The sequence below is a fragment of the bacterium genome (assembly GCA_021372535.1).
Lineage (GTDB): Bacteria > Latescibacterota > Latescibacteria > Latescibacterales > Latescibacteraceae > JAFGMP01.
In genome coordinates this window covers 40,421-60,827 of record JAJFUH010000042.1, presented here as the reverse complement: position 1 = coordinate 60,827, position 20,407 = coordinate 40,421, and the positions used below count along the sequence as shown (strand labels likewise).

At 50.3% G+C, this 20,407-nt stretch carries 12 protein-coding genes; 3 read left to right on the top strand and 9 right to left on the bottom strand.

What is annotated here, in order from left to right:
* Positions 1 to 319 precede the first annotated feature (319 nt).
* Positions 320 to 2,962, bottom strand: coding sequence for a DUF4962 domain-containing protein (locus tag LLG96_04525; GenBank protein MCE5249468.1), 2,643 nt, complete (start codon positions 2,960 to 2,962; stop codon positions 320 to 322).
* 372 nt (positions 2,963 to 3,334) lie between these two features.
* On the opposite strand from LLG96_04525, the gene LLG96_04520 reads away from it, so the two are divergent.
* Positions 3,335 to 4,948 (top strand): sodium:solute symporter, encoded by a 1,614-nt coding sequence (locus LLG96_04520; GenBank protein MCE5249467.1) that lies wholly within the window; start codon positions 3,335 to 3,337, stop codon positions 4,946 to 4,948.
* Positions 4,949 to 4,957: 9 nt separating this feature from the next.
* Here the strand turns inward: LLG96_04520 and gltB are convergent, their stop codons facing one another.
* Positions 4,958 to 10,927, bottom strand: coding sequence for a glutamate synthase large subunit (gltB, locus tag LLG96_04515; protein MCE5249466.1), 5,970 nt, complete (start codon positions 10,925 to 10,927; stop codon positions 4,958 to 4,960).
* Between the two features lie 447 nt (positions 10,928 to 11,374).
* On the opposite strand from gltB, the gene LLG96_04510 reads away from it, so the two are divergent.
* The gene (locus LLG96_04510; GenBank protein ID MCE5249465.1) at positions 11,375 to 11,704 is read left to right on the top strand and encodes an L-rhamnose mutarotase; all 330 of its coding nucleotides are present in this window, start codon (positions 11,375 to 11,377) and stop codon (positions 11,702 to 11,704) included.
* 95 nt (positions 11,705 to 11,799) lie between these two features.
* Here the strand turns inward: LLG96_04510 and LLG96_04505 are convergent, their stop codons facing one another.
* Together LLG96_04505 and LLG96_04500 are read right to left on the bottom strand one after the other, a co-directional pair.
* Positions 11,800 to 12,843, bottom strand: a complete 1,044-nt coding sequence (locus LLG96_04505; GenBank protein ID MCE5249464.1) for a uroporphyrinogen decarboxylase family protein — start codon at positions 12,841 to 12,843, stop codon at positions 11,800 to 11,802.
* Between the two features lie 37 nt (positions 12,844 to 12,880).
* Positions 12,881 to 13,489 carry a DUF2179 domain-containing protein gene (locus LLG96_04500; GenBank protein MCE5249463.1) on the bottom strand — a complete coding sequence of 203 codons (609 nt, stop codon included), beginning with the start codon at positions 13,487 to 13,489 and terminating at the stop codon, positions 12,881 to 12,883.
* Positions 13,490 to 13,759: 270 nt separating this feature from the next.
* On the opposite strand from LLG96_04500, the gene LLG96_04495 reads away from it, so the two are divergent.
* The gene (locus tag LLG96_04495; GenBank protein MCE5249462.1) at positions 13,760 to 15,835 is read left to right on the top strand and encodes a heparinase II/III family protein; all 2,076 of its coding nucleotides are present in this window, start codon (positions 13,760 to 13,762) and stop codon (positions 15,833 to 15,835) included.
* 165 nt (positions 15,836 to 16,000) lie between these two features.
* On the opposite strand, the gene LLG96_04490 is transcribed toward LLG96_04495, so the two are convergent.
* The 5 genes from LLG96_04490 to LLG96_04470 form a co-directional block, all read right to left on the bottom strand.
* Positions 16,001 to 16,204: a type II toxin-antitoxin system HicB family antitoxin gene (locus LLG96_04490; GenBank protein MCE5249461.1), complete on the bottom strand. Its 204-nt coding sequence runs from the start codon at positions 16,202 to 16,204 to the stop codon at positions 16,001 to 16,003.
* A gap of 171 nt (positions 16,205 to 16,375) precedes the next feature.
* Positions 16,376 to 17,053, bottom strand: a complete 678-nt coding sequence (locus LLG96_04485) for a hypothetical protein (protein ID MCE5249460.1) — start codon at positions 17,051 to 17,053, stop codon at positions 16,376 to 16,378.
* Between the two features lie 103 nt (positions 17,054 to 17,156).
* Positions 17,157 to 17,336 (bottom strand): type II toxin-antitoxin system RelE/ParE family toxin, encoded by a 180-nt coding sequence (locus LLG96_04480; GenBank protein ID MCE5249459.1) that lies wholly within the window; start codon positions 17,334 to 17,336, stop codon positions 17,157 to 17,159.
* On the bottom strand, positions 17,324 to 17,605 hold the full coding sequence (locus tag LLG96_04475) for a hypothetical protein (protein MCE5249458.1): 282 nt from the start codon (positions 17,603 to 17,605) through the stop codon (positions 17,324 to 17,326). The genes LLG96_04480 and LLG96_04475 overlap by 13 nt, the downstream gene beginning before the upstream one ends.
* A 175-nt stretch (positions 17,606 to 17,780) precedes the next feature.
* Complete coding sequence (locus tag LLG96_04470) at positions 17,781 to 20,207, bottom strand: TonB-dependent receptor (GenBank protein MCE5249457.1); 2,427 nt, start codon at positions 20,205 to 20,207, stop codon at positions 17,781 to 17,783.
* Positions 20,208 to 20,407: the final 200 nt, after the last annotated feature.

Genomic DNA, 20,407 nt, shown 5'->3' with positions numbered 1-20,407 from the left:
ATGGCAATGAAGAAGTGATACGCAACTATGTTGAAAAACAAGGTAAACAGTACAAACAAATCTATGATGCACAACTCTCATTTCTTGATGGCCTTGGGTGAGAGTTTGATACCTCGCAGCTCTGCTGCGGGGTAGTTCATTAATTTAACCACGGAGACACGGAGATGCGGAGAAAAACTCAATATTTATCTGAAAATACATTTTCATCCTTCGTTGTGACCATCCATGGTTATGAAGTTTATTTACAACAACATACATAATACTTTATTCATCTCAATAACTTGCCCCTCTGTCCCTATGTCTCTCTGCCCCTCTCAACTCATTTCAATTCAGCCGTTCCTGTCGACCAGTTCAGCACAACGGTTTTTCCTTCGACATCAAATTTCCAGTTATTCCCGTCTTGGCTGAGATTCACCGTAACCGGCCGGGTGGCTGATTTCGACCATGACATGGCAACGGCATTTCGCCATACATTGCGATGCGTTTTCATCATAATGGTATAATAGGGGTCTTTCTCATAGTTCCGGCGGATTGCTTCGAGCATTTCGGCGCTCATCTCGATACCGTCGGGTGTCAGCAGGTCGAGACGCAGAACAGCCTGTTGTCCCCGCATGATAAAGACATTATCGTTCTGCTCAGCCTTCTGTTGTTCGGGATGGAAACGGAGCTCCAGATCATGGGCATTGTCGAGTACAATATCGTCCGCAACTATGAGAACATCCGGCTTTATGAACAGAAAATGCCGCACAAACCGTTGCAGGCCCGAATTCCGTGGATATGCCTCCGTGGCATCGCCCGTGATGTGATCGAGTCCGGGTGTCGATTCGGCTCGGAGTATATGTGGTCGGGCCTTTTTTGCGTGGAGCGTCACGGCATCGAGAATGGAATCACCGCCGCCGAGCTGTTCTTTCCCATCGATGAGCAGGGTATTGTGCTGACCGGTGTACTTGCCGTAGTTGCCATCGTCACGGATGAGCCATTCTCCATCGCCGAAGAGGATGAAGTGGTTCTGGTCGGGGTGGGTATGATGAGCCGAGGAAGGACAATACACCATCTCCTGAATGGCTTTATGACCGATGTACGGACCGCACTTGAAGAATACGAACGATTCGTCGCCCGACCAGTCCGACCGCGCGGATACGAAGTCCATGTCGGTAAAGTGAAATAACGTGGGCAGGTCTGACGGAGATTGTGCGGGAACCGAAGGGTCATACCAGATCAGGTTGAGCCACTGGGTGTACGGAAAGAGCACATCGGCGCTGTCGAGTTCATCAGCCAGCCACTGCGCATAACCGTCGCGATACTCTCCAGCCAGCGCCCGCAGCTGGTAATCGGCGCCGTAGGAGTCCTTGCGGTAACTGTCGCCGTAATCGACCGCAGTATTGCCGCGAGCCCATGCATGTCTCGGGAGGGAGGTGTAGAGACGGTATCGGGCGGTATTACGGAACCACTCGTTATCGTACATGTCGGCACCGAGCAGTTCACGGGCGCAGTACATGAACTTGAGGAGGTGTTCGATGCCGTAGCTCCAGTAATTGATTCCTTCATGACTGGCGCCGTCCGGCCCGAGCATTTTCATCGTTCGTCCGTATCTGTCGAGGGTGAAGCCGATCCACTGCGATGCCTCTCCGACCTCGTCGAACAGCGCAAGCCCTGCAACGGCCAGGCCCGATGTATTGACCCACAGGTGATTCTGGAGATACGCCTCGTCCCATTCGGGCCAGGGATGTATCCTATATTCTTCGCGGTCGGGGACGATTCTCCCTTTAGTTGCAGCGTTGAACATCGCAGCCGCACGACGTATGAGCGTCGCACGAATGATGCCGAGCGTTTCCTTGTCGAGGCTGTCGTAACACCAGTCATAGACAAGGCCGAGCCCGAAAAGCTGGTGCCCGGTGGCGCAGTCCATGCCGTCTATCCATCCAAACCCCCATGTCGTATATGCACAGGAAGTCCGCGCCCAGTCGCGGACGCTGTCGAGGTATCGCCTGTCTCCGGTCAGAACACAAGCCATGGCAAGCGTTGACAGCGAGTTTCCGACATTGACCTCCCACCACTGTTCGTCATACCTGCCGTCATCGTAGCTCGTATATTTCGGAGGCCCGCTTTTAACGAGCTCGTTGGCCTGACTGAGGAGTTCGCTCCGGAAATGGGCATACTCGCCGCCGGTTTTTGCACGCAATTCGGTAATTTTTTTGCTGTTGAGAAAAATCCGCGGATGAATGCCCCGTACCTTTTCGAGGGATTGGGGAAGAGGATCGAGACGGTATTTCTCATCGACCGTATAATGGGGAATCGGTTCGACAGTGATGGTGTCCACCGATACATCCATCTTAACCATGTCATCCGGTTTCATCCATGAGGTGGTTCCCATTACGACCGACAGTCTGCAGAATTCCGTTCCCCATGGTGCGCGGAGCTCCCCGGTAAGACGGGTCCACTGTCCGGTGAACAGCATCGAGTAATCGGATACTGAAATCACTCCGAGCGAGCTTTTCGTGTCCGATGTCATGAATTCACAGTGAATGCAGGGAACCGGTAAATTCGAAAACGGGTTCGGCCTGATTACGGTTACCGTATCGATACGAACCCATGCGGATATGCGGTAATGCTGAAATCCGTTCATCGGTTTCCGTTCGGATATGGCGAGCGTCGATCCACCATGGACAGTGCCTCTGATTCGCAGAAAAGGCCCGCCGCTATCAGGGGCTTCGTTGCCTTCGGATCGTGATACGGTCATCGTTTTATCAGACGGCTTCCATCCGGAAAGCCCGGACTCGAAACCCCATACCGCTGTCTCTCCGGCGCGGCAATGTCCCGCAGACAGTAACCATACTGTGCATGTAATCAGATTGAGGGCGATGAAAAAATGAAGAAGCGGAGTATTAGTGCGCGCCGTGATAAAAGCGTTTTTCAGCTTTTTACGATACGTACCCGTGAGATGAATTTTTCCGGGCTGCATGCCGTTGTTCTCCTGTCTGGAATGACAACAAATATCATATGTATCTTGTCTATTGACGGCTGAATAAAAAAGAATCCGATGAATAACATGACTATATCCTGTCACTGATTGCACCACATAAGTAACATTACACAATATAGCGTGACAGTACAATGAAAAAGATATAAACGGCAGTCCTGTCTGTAAACCCGTTTTTTGTTTAAGAGCACTGTCTGGTATATCAAAACATGACCGGATAAAATTTATTTTACTCAATAATCGTGCTTGACTTCAATCATGTAAATGGATATAAAAGAAGGTAGAACCGCAGAACTCGGAAATTATCGCTCTATAAGAAATAAATCCATCCATACACGTGAAGGGAAGTATCGTATGAACGGAGTATCACTCGCTATTCATCCCATCGACCTTGTGATTATAGTTGCATACCTTGTCGGTATTGTCGGCCTGGGCTGCTGGGCCGGTTTGCGAAAGCGGACTGTGACGGAGGGGAAGGGATATTTTCTGGCAAACAAATCCCTCTCGTGGCCGATAATCGGCCTTGCGCTGTTCTCGACCAATATATCGACCATACATCTCGTAAGCCTCGCGCAGGAAGGGTATGTGAACGGCCTCGCGTACGGTAATTTCGAATGGATGGCGGCGTTCACCCTGATCGCGCTCGCGCTCTTTTTCGCCCCGTTTTATATCCGTTCCAATGTGGCGACGTTACCCGATTTTCTCGAAAAACGTTACAGCCGCCCCTGCCGCGACTGGCTTGCGATACTGTCCATCATCTCCGCGGTCTTTATTCATATAGGATTTTCACTCTATACCGGCGCAGTTGTTCTGAGGGGGCTTTTCGGAATCGATATCCTGGTGAGCATCATCTCCATTTCAATTCTTACCGGCCTCTATACCATTATCGGGGGTCTTCTTGCGGTCGTTCTGACCGAATCGATCCAGACAATAGTATTGATAATCGGCGCCGTATGTATCACATCCATCGCATATTTCAAGCTCGGTGGCTGGTCCGAACTTTCCGTCCATGTCAACCCGGTAATGCTTACGATTCTCCGTTCGGCAGATGATCACTCCGGATTACCGTGGTATTCGGTGTTCCTCGGTTATCCGATTATCGGTCTCTGGTACTGGTGCGCAGATCAGACCATCGTCCAGCGCGTTCTCGGAGCCCGGGATGAGAATCATGCCCGGGTCGGGCCGCTCTTTGCGGGATTCATCAAAATTCTCCCCGTATTCATTTTCGTGCTCCCCGGACTACTCTGTCTCGGGCTTATTAATAAAGGTGTGCTTCCTAACGAGCTTACCGATTCGGCGGATACCTACGCCTTCATGATCAGTCATCTTCTGCCGATAGGACTCAAGGGTATTGTCGCGGCGGCGCTTCTCGCGGCGCTCATGAGCACGGTCTCGGGTGCGCTGAACTCGATTGCGACACTGTTCAGTTACGATATCTACGGGCGATGGCATCCCGAAACACCGGAGCGACGACTCGTCATTATCGGTCGTATTGCCACCTTTGTCGCCATGATCGGAGCTATCATCTGGTCTCCGTTCGTGAGCCACTTTCAGAGTATTTTCCAGGGAATTACCGCGATTATCTGTTACATTGCCCCGCCGATCACCGTAGTGTTCATTACCGGCGTTTTCTGGCAGCGTGCATCATCGAGCGGTGCTCAGGCAACGTTGTGGAGTGGTTCGGTGATGGGATTTTTCGTTTTTCTGATGGACTGGTTCAAGGATAAAACCGGATGGAATATTCCGCCCATGATGTCGACATTCTACCTGTTTGTGATATGTCTATGCATCATGGTGCTCATCTCGTTATGGAAACCGCACCGGCATACCGAGGAAAGCAGATCCCTTGTATGGAAAAATCCCCTCGAAGCTCTGCGGGGAAAAGCATGGCCCGGGCTCGGGAATTACAAGCTTCTTTCCGCGCTGCTTTTTGTAACTATGGTTACGCTCTATATCATTTTTTCATGAAACCGTATATCAGATATCGGTCAGAAATGTATCGACGGCCCCGGCTGCCTTTCTGCCCTGGCTGATGGCGCGTACCACGAGCGATGCGCCCGATACGCAGTCACCGGCTGCGAATACCCCCGGCGTCGATGTCATCATGTTCGTATCGACCTCGATATTGCCCCGCTTGTCGGTTTTCAGCCCCAACTCCCCGATGAGCGGGCCGTGCTCCGCATGAAGAAATCCTGTCGCGAGCAGGACGAGATCGGCCTCGATCTCGAAATCGGAACCGGGAATCTCACGATATTCCTGAACGCCATTATTTTTCGTCCACTCGACTTTTGCCATGCGAACCGAGGATACCCCGCCATTCCCGCCGGTGAATTCCTTCGTCAGAATCCCCCAGAACCGTTCGCACCCCTCTTCATGGGATGACGATGTCCGCATAGTGTTCGGCCAGTGAGGCCAGGGGTTGTCGGGAGTACGCGATTCCGCCGGTTTCGGGAGGATTTCGATCTGGCGGATGGCATGTGCCCCCTGACGGCGGCTTGTGCCCACACAGTCCGATCCCGTGTCTCCGCCGCCGATAACGAGCACGTTTTTACCGTTCGCCGAAATTTTCCCGGCTTCGGGTATTTGAATACCGGCATTTTCCTTGTTCTGTCCGGTAAGGAAATCGAGGGCGAAAGAAATGCCGTTCAGCTCACGGCCCGGCAGTTTGAGGTCCCGCGGTTCTCTCGATCCGGTTGTGATGACGACCGCATCGAACGATCTGAGGAGGTATCCGGCGGAGAGATCGACTCCGGCATTGACATTGACCTCGAAGGAAACGCCCTCCGCGCTCATCTGGTCGAGACGGCGGTCGAGCACCCGTTTTTCGAGCTTGAAATCGGGGATTCCGAATCGAAGCATGCCGCCAATACGGCAGCTTTTTTCAAAAACGGTCACCGAGTGACCCCTGCGTGCAAGCTGCTGGGCAGCTGCGAGTCCGGCGGGTCCCGAGCCGATCACCGCCACTTTTTTCCCGGTTACGGAAAGGGCTGGTTTCGGTGTTATCCATCCGTTTTCCCACCCGCGCTCGACTATCTGCAGCTCGACATGACGTATCGATACGGGGGGCATGTTGATCGAAAGCGTGCATGCCTCCTCGCACGGGGCGGGGCAGACTCTTCCGGTGATTTCCGGAAAATTGTTGCATGTATGGAGTATCTCCAGAGCGCTGCGCCATGAACCCCCGGTCACGAGGAGATTCCAGTCCGGGATTCTGTTGTTTACCGGGCACCCGAAACTGTGGCAATAGGGGATACCGCAGTCCCTGCACCGTGATGCCTGAATTTCAACATCCCTGGCCGGAAGCCGCTCCTCGACTTCATGGTAATCGAGGATACGCTGTTCGACAGGACGTTTCGGAGGGTCTTTCCGTTTGTGTTCCATATAGCTCGGCATGAAGACCTCTTCGGTTGCGGACAGGGTTTCATTGTCCGGGTCTTCCTCGTACTGGATGCGCTGGAGCGAGAGCCGGTAGTCGACGGGCATTACCTTGGCAAAGAGCGGGAGTGACGATTCCCAGTTATCGAGGATCGTTTTCGCACGGATACTCTGTGTATAGGCATGATATTTTTCCAGCAGATTCCGCAGGAGCGTTTCATCCGCCACGGTCTCGACGCTTTCTATATCGACCATGTCCATATTGCACCGTGTGTCGAACATCTCCGATTCGTTGTAGACGAATGCTATGCCTCCGCTCATGCCCGCAGCGAAGTTGTTTCCTGTTTCCCCGAGGATGACGACGATGCCGCCGGTCATGTATTCGCAGCCGTGATCCCCGACTCCTTCGGCCATGGCAATCGCGCCGCTGTTGCGGACGGCGAATCGTTCCCCGGCTGTCCCGTAAAAGTAAGCCTCACCGCTTGTGGCGCCGTACAGGACAGTGTTGCCGACAATGACGTTTTCCCAGGGAAGGAATGTGGTTTTTTCGGGCGGTACGACAATGATCTTACCTCCGGACAGTCCTTTACCCGTATAATCGTTGGCATTGCCTTCAAGGTGCATTGTAACGCCCGGAGCAAGAAACGCTCCGAAGCTCTGGCCTGCGGTTCCGGTAAGCCGTATGCTTATCGTATCATCCGGAAGCCCCCTGTCTCCATAACGCCTGATGATTTCGGAGCTGAGCCGTGTTCCGGCGGTGCGGTTCACATTCCGTATCGTCGATGAAAAAGAAACCTTATTGCCGTTTTCAAGCGCCGGTTGAGCTGCCGAGAGTATCGCTTCGTCCAGGGAGGATACTTCCGCCGGATTCGTGTGTTTTAAGCTGTTATATATCTTAGTTCTGTCATCGTTTCCGACAGGAGCCAGAATTCCGCTGAAATCAATTGTTTTAGCCTTGTAATGGCTTATGTCCGGCCGCACACCGAGCATCTCCGTGCGGCCGATCATCTCGTCCAGCGTTTTGAATCCGAGCTGAGCCATGTGCTCACGGAGCTCCTGCGCGAGAAAGCGCATCATGTTTTCGACATATTCCGGTTTACCTGCGAAATGCGCCCTGAGTTTCGGGTCCTGAGTTGCCACGCCCACGGAACAGGCATTGAGATGACATTTACGAAGGAGTACGCACCCGATCGAAACGAGCGTCAGCGTTCCGAATCCGAACTCATCAGCTCCAAGGAGCGCGGCAATTGCGAGGTCGCGGCCTGTCCGCATCTGGCCGTCGACATGAATGCGAACAGTGTGGCGGAGATTATTCAAAACGAGCGTCTGCTGTGTTTCCGCGAGCCCGAGTTCCCATGGAAGACCGGCGTGTTTGATAGATGTAAGAGGTGAAGCGCCCGTTCCGCCGTCACACCCCGAAATCACGACGGTATCAGCTTTGGCTTTCACCACACCCGCAGCAACCGTGCCTACCCCGGCTTCGGAAACAAGCTTGACCGATACCCGCGCCTGCGGATTGGCTGTCTTCAGGTCGAAAATCAGTTGCGCGATATCCTCGATGGAGTATATATCGTGGTGCGGCGGTGGTGAAATGAGGGTCACTCCCGGTGTGGAATGGCGGATTTCCGCGATTTCCCTGCTTACCTTGTGTCCGGGAAGCTGACCGCCCTCGCCGGGTTTCGCTCCCTGGGCGATCTTGATCTGAAGCTCCTGCGCGCTCGCCAGATAGTTCATGGTCACGCCGAACCGTGCAGATGCAACCTGCTTGATTGCCGAACACCTGTTGTTCCCATCGTCCGAGGGCTTGAACCGGCGGGGGTCTTCACCGCCTTCACCCGAGTTGCTTCGCGCTCCGAGCCTGTTCATCGCTATTGCGATGGTTTCATGGGCTTCCCTGCTTATCGAACCCATCGACATCGCCGATGAAGCAAAACGCCTGATAATGCTTTCAACAGGTTCAACCTCGGCGATTGGAACCGGATTTCCTTTTTTGAACTGCAGTAAACTGCGGAGTGTGACGGGTTCATCTGTCTGGTTGTTGATAATCGCCGAATATTTTTTAAACAGGGTGTAGTCGTTCAGTTTGACAGCCTGCTGAAAAACGGCTATCGCTTCCGGCGCCCAAAGATGTTTTTCACCGCCGACCCTTGTCTGGTAAGCTCCGCCCGAATTAAGCAGTGTTTCGCCGGTCACTTCATGTTCATATGCATTCCTGTATCGTGCGAGCGTCTCGTGTGCGATCTCGTTGAGGCCGATGCCGCCGATACGGGAAACAGTACCGCAGAAATACGTGTCGACGAGCTCACGGCTCAGGCCGACAGCCTCGAATATCTGCGCACCGAAATAGCTCCTGATTGTCGATATGCCGATACGGCTCATGGTTTTCATGAGTCCCTTTTTGAGCGCGGTGATGTATGCATCGGCCGCCATTTCCGCGTTGACCGGCTTTTCATAGATACCGCTCTCGGAAATCTGGCGGATTGTAGAGAACGCGAGATGCGGGCAGACAGCGCTGGCTCCGAACCCGATGAGAAGGGCGAAATGCATGATTTCGCGAGCCTCGCCGGTTTCCGCGATAATCGATACGAACGAGCGCTTGCCCTTCCGTATCAGGTGATGATGAAGTCCGGAAGCAGCAAGCAGCACCGGTATGGGCGCATGCTCCTCATCCATGTTCCTGTCGGTCAGGATCAGAAAGGAGACGCCGTTTTCGATGTGCCGTTCAGCCTGCTGAAAGCATGATTCCAGCGATGACCGGAGCATGTCCCCGTCTCCGCCGGAGGGGAAGAGTATGTCGATTTCTCCGACCGTGATGTCCGGATGTTGAACCGTCCGCAGGCGTTTCATATCCTCAGGCGTGAGGATGGGGTGATGAATCTTGAGCTGACGGCAGTGTTCGGGTGTTTCATCGAGGAGATTTTTCTCGCGTCCGGAAAATCTCATGAGCGACATGACGAGCTCCTCGCGCAGCGGATCGATCGGCGGATTGGTGACCTGTGCAAAAAGCTGCCGGAAATAAGAGAAAAGGAGCTGTGGACGGTTTGAAAGCACCGCGAGAGGGGTATCGTCACCCATCGATCCCACCGGCTCCTGGCCGTGGTTCCCCATGGGGGCGAGGATCATTTTCAACTCTTCCTCTGTATATCCGAAAGCGATCTGTTTCCGTCGCAGAATAGCGGGGTCTTCGGGAGGAATAACCGTGGATACGGACAATCCCTTCAATTCGATACGGTTGTTCTTGACCCAGTGACGGTAGGGACGCTGACGGCATATTCGCGCCTTGATTACGTTGTCCGGTATGATGCGGCTACGTTCCATATCGAGCAGGAACATCTTTCCGGGCTGCAGACGGCCGTGAGACCTGATACGGTCGTCGGGGAATTCGAGCACGCCGGCTTCGGATGCGAGCACCACCGTGCCGTCTTTTGTTATAGTATACCGCGCCGGACGGAGACCGTTACGGTCGAGTGTCGCGCCAAGATAACGCCCGTCGGTAAACACCAGCGCAGCGGGACCGTCCCACGGCTCCATGAATGCGGCATGATACTCGTAAAAAGCCCGCTTATCCTCACCCATGAGGTACTTCGAGCCCCATGCCTCCGGTATCATCATCATGACGGCATGGGGAAGAGAACGTCCTGCCATGACGAGCATTTCGAGCACATTGTCGAACGATGATGAATCGCTGCCGCCCGGAAGTATGACTGGTTTAATCTTCTCGATATCCTCTCCGAACACCCGCGACGCAAGATCGGCTTCCCTCGACGCCATATGGTTCTTGTTGCCGCTGAGCGTGTTGATTTCGCCGTTGTGTGCAAGGATACGGAATGGGTGGGCAAGACTCCATGAAGGGAACGTGTTGGTGCTGTAACGCTGGTGGATGATAGAAAAAGCGCTTGTAAAGTCTTCGTCCTCGAGATCGGGATAGAAACAGGGCAGGTCCTTGCCGTTCATGAACCCTTTGTAATTGAGCGTTCGGCTCGAAAGGCTCACGATATAAAACTGGCTCATTTCCGTCCCGGAATAAGCATTTATGCTGTTTTCGATCCTCCGGCGGATGACATAGAGTTTCCGTTCGAACGCATCAAGTTCCCATGGGCCGCGCGAGAGGAATATCTGACGGATCACCGGCTGTGACGAGCGTGCGATGTCGCCGATGGAACAGGGGCTGACAGGGACATTACGCCATCCGATAACATCGCATCGTTCTTCTCCGGCGATTCGCTCGATGGTTGATATACAGGATTCGGCACGTTTATCATGTGCGGGGAGAAAAATCATCCCAACGCCGTAATCGCCCTTTTCGGGGAGTTCGAACCCCTGATCTGAGCATCTGTGCCTGAGAAACAGGTCGGGAATTTCGGTAAGGAGCCCCGCGCCGTCACCCGTGGCCAGATCGCTGCCGACAGCTCCGCGATGTTCAAGATTAAGGAGAATCCGTATGGAATCGCGTATTATCGAATGATCAGGAGTACCATTCATCCGCGCGACAAAACCGACACCGCAGCTGTCATGTTCAAAATACGGATTATACAAGCCTTTTGATTGTTTAAGATCATAGTAATTATTCAACGAATCAGTTCTCCTTAAAAATATGGTTTTCCGGTTACCTGTCTGAATATATACCGACAGCCCGTACATGGATTCCGGTTGCAGATAAGTTGGTTTTAACGGTAATACAACGAATCAATCGCTGTGATGTGCCGTAAAATATCCGCGGAAGATTATGGGAAAATTTCATAAGCATGAATGGATTATATAAAATTAACATATTGACAATATTATGGTTATGTTTCCCTTGACTGTGGATAAATTTTATGTTAGTATACAAGAGTGATATATTTCAGCTCACGTGGTATTATGCAACATATAATTATACCCAGTTATTCTTTGATTTTCAATTCTTTTCATTGGCAGAGAACGAAAAACTGTTCTATTCATGATGCTGTTGTTACCTGTGCACATACAATCCACACGTGAGGAGGTCGTGGTATGACCGCTAAGAATTCGGATTATGCCGTGCGGCGTTACGGGATGGTTATCGGTGTCAAACCAGAAAAAATCGAGGAATACAAACGGCTCCATGCTGAGACATGGCCCGGAGTTCTCGCAAAAATACGCTCATGCAATATCGTAAACTACTCCATCTATCTCAGGGAGCTCGAACCGGGAAAATATTATCTGTTCTCATATTTCGAATATACCGGCGGCGATTTTGATGCTGATATGGCGAGCATGGCCGCCGATCCGACCACGCAGAAATGGTGGGGAGTGACCAAACCCTGTCAGTTGCCGCTGCCCGGCGAGGAATCATGGGCTCTCATGGAAGAGGTCTTCCATACTGACTGATGCTGTGTAATCCGGAATTCAGGCAATTACCGCGACCGAGACGGTCATGCCCATGGAAACCATCGGCTCTCCGTTCCCATGATATGATCTGCGGATCATGAATATACGCCGTATTCCCGGATGGTATCGAACATGGCCAGAACATTTTCGAGCGGGGTTTCCTCGAGGATGTAATCATGGCTGGCGCCTGCTACGAAACCGCCGCTGGGCTTCATGATATCGATGACCTCACGGGTTTTTCTGCGGACATACTCCGGATTTCCCTCTATGAGGACATGCTGTGAATCGATGCAGCCGTTGAAGAGGATTTTATCCCCGAACGCGGCCTTGAGCGTTCGTAAATCCATACCGTGACAGCAGGGTTGAACAGCATGAAGCCCGTCGAGCCCGGCATCGATCATCGAGGGAATCAACGGCGCAAATCCCCCGCAGCAGTGGAGCATCACCTTTAAACCGTACCCGTGGCCGAGGTCGATGAGCCGTTTTATATGCGGCAAAATGAAGCGTTTGAATTGTGCTTCACCTAAAAGGGGACCGGTCTGGCTGCCCAGGTCGTTGCCGATGAAGAATATATCGATAGCATCTCCCGCCGCATCGAAAATACGACGGCTCACATCGAAATAATAGTCCACAAGATGTGTCATGACCGCATCGACTTTTTCCGGCTCGTCGTACATCAAGTAATAGAGATTTTCCATCCCCATGAGGTCTATCGCATCGTGCCAGAAGGGAGACCAGTCCCCGCCGAGTATGGCATATTCGCCATGATACTGTTCTGTTTCCGTTCGTATTTCGGATACATCCATCCATGTGGGGTCGGGCCATGGATAATCGTGGATTTCCGCGATTGTCGCATTGTAAAGCGGATGGCTGAGCGGTTGCCCGTATCCTATCCCGTTGCGTTCGACACCGAAGGGGGAGCGGTATGCAGCCCCGGATGAAAGCGTAAAATCAGGGCCGGTATACCGCGCATACACCCGACGGAAATCATCTCCGAACCGGAGCCTCAGTCCCTCGTCGTCAAGGCCCAGCGCTTGCCGTGACTTTTCCCAGAACTCGGGAGATGAACCGCACCAGGCCGGGACACGGTCGGGCTCTTCATGAGCGAACGATGTTAAAATCCTGTCTCTTGATGTCATGGGCGCAGAATTCCTCATATATAAAGTATGTTTTTTATTATTTTCCCTTGCGGAAAGGGTACCGTAAAGAGAACCGCTGCCGTTTATCGAAAGACGATATTGCTCTATTAGGGAATATTCTCTGATTGACAAATCTTACATCCTCAACAGTATAAAATGCCTGCGGGTTTATCTGTTTGATGAATGAAACAACCGAGGCAAGATTCTGACGGGGTATTATGGTGAAAAGTATCGTGACATTCCCGTACAATCCCTGCGCATCATGAATTGTGACCCCATAATTGTTGTTTTTCAGATACTCGATGAGATCGAGAACGCTGTTTCTGGCAACCACACGGACAAGCACGGTTCCGAGGGCGATTTTCTCTTCGATTACCATGCCGACATAGTTACCGGTGGCGAATCCGGCCGCATAGGCGAAATAATTGAAGACGTTGGTGAGATTTCTCATGATCGTGGTTATGGCGAAAATCCATATGAGTACTTCGAAAAAACCGCACATCGCCGCAAAGGCTTTAAAACCTTTTGAAACGAAAATAACGCGCATGGTACCGATACTCACATCCATGATACGGGCGCAGAATATAAACAGGGGAAGAACGAGATATGAAAATGTGTGAGAATGAAAAAATGAAGCGATATCCATGAATTATCTCCTTAAAATGCACATGACAAGTAATAGTATACACGCTCAGCTAATCCAGTCAAGGAAAGTTTTCGAATCAGTGTTACTGCCGGGATGGTTTATAAATACTATGCCCGGTTTATAATGAAAGGCTGTGCCTACATGCTTCTTTTTTTTCCCCGGTGTATCCTTCAGGTAATAAAAATGATTTGAACCCGGGCGCATGTCGCTGTATATTCAAAGAATATGGTAAAAATAATGAACACGTTATAATCAGGGAGGTCAGGAACCATGGTTAAGAGAGCAGCGCTTATAGGTCTGTTTCTTCTGCTCAGCGCATCGCAGGTATTGGCGGATTTGACACAAGCCGATATCGACAGCGCAATTAACAAATCGAGCCTCAAACACCCGTATCTTTACTTCAACGACGGGGATAAACCTGTAATGCTCGAGCGAATTAAATCCGATCCAGAATGCAGGGATATCGTTGCACGGTTACTCGCCGAAGCAAACCGGCTCCTTTCAACACCGGTGGATTACAACATACCCATTCAGGGGAAGAATACGCGGGCCGGCTGGTCGGAATACGACAAGGACGGCAAATATGCGAGCTACTATTATGCGGCAAGAAGCAACGCATTCGATCTCGCTTTTGCATACCAGATAACCGGTGATGAAAAATATGCCCGGAAAGCATTCGAATTTGCCGATGCCTTCTGCGATCTCACCACATGGACACAGCGTCCCCACGAGTTCCCGGTTATTTACAGCAGGATCATGCCCTGGAATGTCCCGGACGACCAGGTCAATTTCAGTTTCGATCACATTAACGGTGATTCGGGCCGTATCATGGCAGCGGTATACGACTGGCTGTATCCTGCCCTTGACGAAGCCCAGCGTGACCGCATCAGAGGTGCCCTCATCGAAAAAGTCATCACCCGTGTGCGCGGCGATTACGAGTATCACTGGTGGGCCGTGGCGTACCGGTGCAACTGGTGCGGCGTGTGTAATTCCGGTGTCGGACTCGCCGGGCTGGCGCTCCTGACCGAAGACCCGCAGTTGACCGATGTTGTCGCGGAATCATACAACCGCATCGACAAAATGCTCAACGAGCTCGGTGTGGATGGCGGCTGGCAGGAGGGAGGCGGTTACTGGAATTACGGCGTCCATACATCCGCATTTTTCGCCGATGCCCTCAAACGTCTCACAAACGGGAAGTACGATCTTTTTCAGAACGAGCGCCTCAGGAACAATCCCGTTTCATTTGCTGTCTATATATCCGTTCCCGGTAAAGGATCGCTCAATTTCGAGGACTCCGGCGGGGGAAGAATGGGGGATTCCTATTTCATCAACAAGCTGGCGACCGAGACAAAGAACGGTATGGCTGCATGGTATCGCAATGAATTCTATAAGAATGGCGACGATATTTTCGATATCGTCTGGCCCCGCCCGACAGTGGTGAAGCCTGTTCCTCCCGATAAATCCTCGATTCATTTCCGTACCATCGACTGGTGGGTGATGCGGAGCGATTTCGACAACCCCGAGAATGTCATGGTTGCCGGGAAAGCCGGAAAGAACGATGATCCCCATCACGGTCATCTCGATATCGGGCACTTCATTGTCAGCTGGCGTGGGCAGTACTATATCCGCGATATCGGCAGCGGCTCTTACGATGAAAAGTACTTCGACGATGTCAGGTGGGATTATCCGCAGGCATCGAGTGTCGGGCACAACGTCGTCTTTGTCAACGGCGAAAAGCAGCTTCCGGGAAAAATGAGGAAAAAGCCGTATAATTACGATATCGGCGGGAAGGTTCTCGAATTCCGGACAACGGAAAAACGCGACTATGTCATTATGGATCCGACAAATGCTTATCCGAAAAAGGAGATGAAAAGCTGGCGCCGCCACATCATTCTCGAAAAACCGGTGATAACCGTCGTATTGGATGAGGTCGGATCGGACAGGGGCGCCGAAATCGAGGCCCGTTTCCATTCGGAGTGTTTGGCGCAGATGAAGGACGGTTATGCCATGCTCAAAGGCGATAAGGGCGCCATGGCGCTCATCCCGGTCGTCGACGGCGGATTTACCCTCAGACCGGGAAGGCATGCCTGCCAGGCGGTCAACGCAACGCGCAACTTCTTCTGGGTCGATTATTTCGGTACGGTTGTGAACGCAAAGAACGACAAGACCATCATCGGTACCATAATTCTCCCGGTTAAGGATGACAGCGAAGCCCGTGAAATCGTGAAATCCGTTGGCCGGTCGGTTGATGGCGCCGGAAACCTGAAACTCTCTTTCAAAAAGTCAGGAAAAACATACAGCTACCTGTATAAAAACGGCCCCGACGGGCTTGTTCTTGAAAAATAAACGAGTGGACAGATTATAAAAGGTATGATTCTGTTTCCTGCACTCTTATGTCATGTGAGGAGTTTTTTGAATTCTTCAGGAGTGAGACGGGCTTGTTTGAGAATACGCAGGAGGGTATTCTTATTCAATAATATATATGGTTATTAGAAAATACAGACAATTTATTCACAATTCAAGTTCCACTATACGACAGTTTCCATCGGGCGAGAAATCGTCATCGACCGGTTCGAGGTACAATTCAATAGCCTCGCGTATATTTGCAAGGGCTTCCTCGTACGCATCGCCCTCGCTGATGCAGCCCGGAAGGGACGGCACATACACGGTGTAGCCTCCATCTTCTGAAGGGACAAGGATTGTTTTTAATTTCATGATTATCTCCATAATGAAATTTTCCATAATATAGGTGTGAAGAAAAGATTTATCAAGTGTTAACTCGATGGCGGCACATTGACATCGGGGATATTAAATGAGATGCAATTCACTCATAACGAAATTAAACGTGGCTTATTTAGGAATTTATGATATATTCTGTTTCCGTGACTACAACTCGTCTGGCCATTTACTTTGGGAAAGGCATTCTTTCCGAAGTGCGTTAAGTATATCCTGAGTTGTTTTAAGCAATACCTGGCCTGTTATTGCGTGGTTATCCTCGTAGATGACGTTTCCGTGCTTGTCTATCCCTTGGTTTATTAATGGGAATTGAAAATTATGTACAGCACCACATCTCACGTAACGATAAAGAATCTCAACGTTTGAAAAAAGAGGAAGCTTCTCTTTTAAGTTTTTCTCATTAAAGCCAGGAATAGAAGCATTTTTCACATGTTCAATAATTTCCGACGGGGATACATAACGTTTACCTGCTTTTATATCTTCTTCTTTCCCATATTTATGAATGAGAATGTCGATGATCTCGGTGTAGTTCTTTAGTTTCGTGTAATTCCCATTTTTACGAAGTATGGACCGAGGCCATTGGTAAAGAAAGAGAAGATCTATCTGTTCAAAAAAGTCCCGATTTCCTGAGTATTCGAGTACAACTTTGACATACGCTTCTCCATCCTTAAGAGAAGGATATCGCATTGCAGCAAAGGCCCCAATATAACAACTGAGTACCAATATACCCTCAAGATAATAGTGCTGGTTGGCGAGTAACTCTGATGCTTTTTTTATATCACTATCCCAGTTTTTGAAATACTCGTCGATTGGGGAAACTTTTTCCATTTCATCGCCTTCCACTTCTTTTTTAATATATCGTAAGAATTTCAACCTAATCCAGTTTGATGTGGTAAATGATGCGGTAGTTCCTTAAAAGAATTTATTGTATTTACGGTATGTTTATTTCCGTAACGACACGGCCGGACTCTGAAAAAGCTCCTGCACGCTCCACAGCTCCCAATATGTCAACAGCAAGCAAACGGGCATAGTGCTCGGAATCCGCCGAGATGAAGTTGACAATACTCTCAATATCATCAGCGGCCTGAATCGTCCACCTTATTTCAGCCATTCTGCCATCCGGTCCCTTACTGCCTGGTGAGGGACGGTTTCACCATGGTCGGCCTGTGCAATCCCGCGTTCAATTTTTGCCAGCATAAGAAAACGTTCCATGGCATCTTCAACAGAGGCATCATCCGGCAGTTCCTGAACAGCCTGCAGCATCTTCATTTTTGTGATTATGCATTCATCCTCGTTTATATATTTTTGGTTCAATCCGTTTACTGTCATCTTACACATGGAATATACAGAATTACTAATCTTCCACAAAACATTTTTCATGTTGTTTATTCTCTCTTTTATCTTGTCAACTCATCTGATTTCATTAAAAATATGCTATAATAAAAACCTAACTACTTACGAGGTTATCGACACAAGCCATTCATAAAACACGCTATAAATCTTATTGTCTCTTTGTCCCTTTGTTCCTCAGCCCCTTTGCTCCTGAGTTCATCCCCTAAAACTCGATACTGAAGCCGCCGATCGGCATGGTGCTGAACTGGTATACTTTATCAACAGTGCCGTATTCATCACGCGAATAGTCCCATACATTGTCTCTGCCGTAGACATTCATGATATCAAAATAAACAACGAGGCTCCATTTGTTGAAATAGTACCGCCTGTCGAGACGGATATCGAGACGGTGATAATCGGGCAGACGTTCGGTATTGTACCGGGTATCATCCGGTACGATCCATTCATGGTAATCTCTCAGATAGGAAGGGTCGGTATATGGCCGTCCCCCGGTGAACCGCCACTTTGCCGAGAGCAGCACCTCATCGCCGAAAGGAAGAATCCACGCCAGCGGTTTGTACCAGATTTTGCCCTTTACTCCCTGGTACCATTCGGATTTCGTAAGGTTCCACCGTTTGGCGAAATTGGCGGTAAACACATTGCGGTGGTCAAAATCCCATGGGCGTTCTTCGCCGGTCCGCGGGTCGGTGAACCATGCCCGGTAGAACGAGTACGACACGATATACATATACGAGGAGCTCATCTTGCGGTGCAGGTACAGTTCGATACCCTCCGAACGGCCCCTGGCGGCATTCACCATCTCACCGTTGTAGGAGTCCCATGGATCGGGTGTCGTCCATGATTTGGAAACGGGTACATCGCGGTATTTTTTCGTGTATCCTTCCAGCGTGATACGGGTGTCGGGTCTCGGTTGCCATTCGGTTCCGACAACGAACTGTTTCGTGTGATAGTTTTTAAGGTTTCTGTTTTTTTCATTAGCAGTGAACTCGATATACGACGGACTCTGATAGTGAATACCATATGCCCCGTTGAGCCAGAGTGTGTCGGTCAGACGGTATCTTGCGCCGAGACGCGGTGAGTAATTGCTGTCGTTGTTGTATTCCACATGATCGTATCGTCCACCGATACGGAGGGTGAGCCTGCTGGTCGGGTTCAGTCTGAGCTGGGAATAGAGTGCGCTCTTGAGCGTGTCTACTTTTTTACGGTCGCGCCATGCCGGATATATACGGTATATACCGGTCACCGTATCATCTTCAGCGGTGGCAAACGATGTGTCATAGGTGAATACCGTATCTTCCTCGGCGTATATGTCATGATCGAACCTGCTGTTCTTCAGTGAAAATCCGCCGGACAGATCGTGTTTTCCGATAAACCATGTAATATCGTATTTGAGATTCGTTTCCGATTCGATCGATGTGTTATTATAGAACGAATCGCTTCTCGTTTCGCCTTCATCCCATACATCGGTTTTCCAGTGGTTCTGAACATATGAAAGCACCGCTTCGGAATAGAGCGATTTTGCCAATGCGCTTTTAAGGGTGAATCCGGTAATGACAAGATCGGTTGACTCGTCGACATTCTCGTCTTCATCGTCATCGTCTTCTCCCGGTTTGATACGGATCGAATCGGCACCGTATACCGTATTCCACAGGAGCGTGTTATTCGGGCTCAGGCTGTAGGTCATTTTTCCCTGAAGGTTGTAATAGCGGGGAACAGCGGTCAATCCGGTATTCGAGATGATAAGATCGAGATAACTTTTCCGTGCCGAAAACAGAAATGATCCTTTCTCGCTCACCGGACCTTCTGCCATGACACCAATACCAGCCATGCCCATATCGAGGCTGGTCAGATACTTGTCGTTGCTACCGCTCCTGAGCGAGATATCCATGACCGACGAGGCCTTATCGCCGTATTTTGCCGGAAACGCCCCGGCAAGAAAACTCACATCTTTTGTGAATTCCGTCCTGAGAAGCGATATCGGGCCGCCGCCGACACCCTGAAATGCAAAATGGTTTGGATTGGGGATTTCTATGCCGTCCATGACGAAAAGGTTTTCACCGAAGTTGCCGCCACGGACGATAATCTCGTTGAACATATCTGCGCCCGAAACAACTGATGGAAGGACCTGAACAACCCGCTGGATGTCCATCATCGAACCGGAAGAATCGAGGATTTCCTGGGTGTCGATCGTTCTTTCCGAAACCTCGGCTTCCGGGTTTTTCTCGAAATATGTTTCTTTTGCTTTGACCGTAACGCCTTCCATTTCGACAGCTTCCGGTTCGAGACTGACCGAAATTTCCGTACCGCGTCCCGGCTTGATGATGACATTGGTTTTAGTGAGTGTTTCATAACCGATCATGGAAAACCTGACATTATATGTTCCCGGCGGTATGCGGTCGATGGTATATTTACCATCATTGTCAGCGATTCCGCCACGCTGTGTATCGACAATTTTCACAGCGGCCCCCGGCAGGCTCGAATTTGTTACCCGGTCGGAAATTGTCCCGAAAATGTTTCCTGTCTGTTTTTCAGTCTGGGCAAACGAAATGTGTGAGAAGAGTACAACGATACTCCAGAGTAAAAATATCCGTCTCGGGTTTGATGAAAGGTTTTCTTCACGTTTTTTCACTTTTTTATCACCTTTCTCCGTCGAACAAATGTTTGCGGAAGGAAGAAGCTGATAATAACTGTTAACTTACCGGAATATCTCAGTAAAAACTGCATGTAACTATATATAATGTATTGTATACGCCATTATTATCTGCATCACTATCCTGATAATTTAAAAAAATTGTGAATTATGGTGAATTATCGAAAAAGAACCGCAGA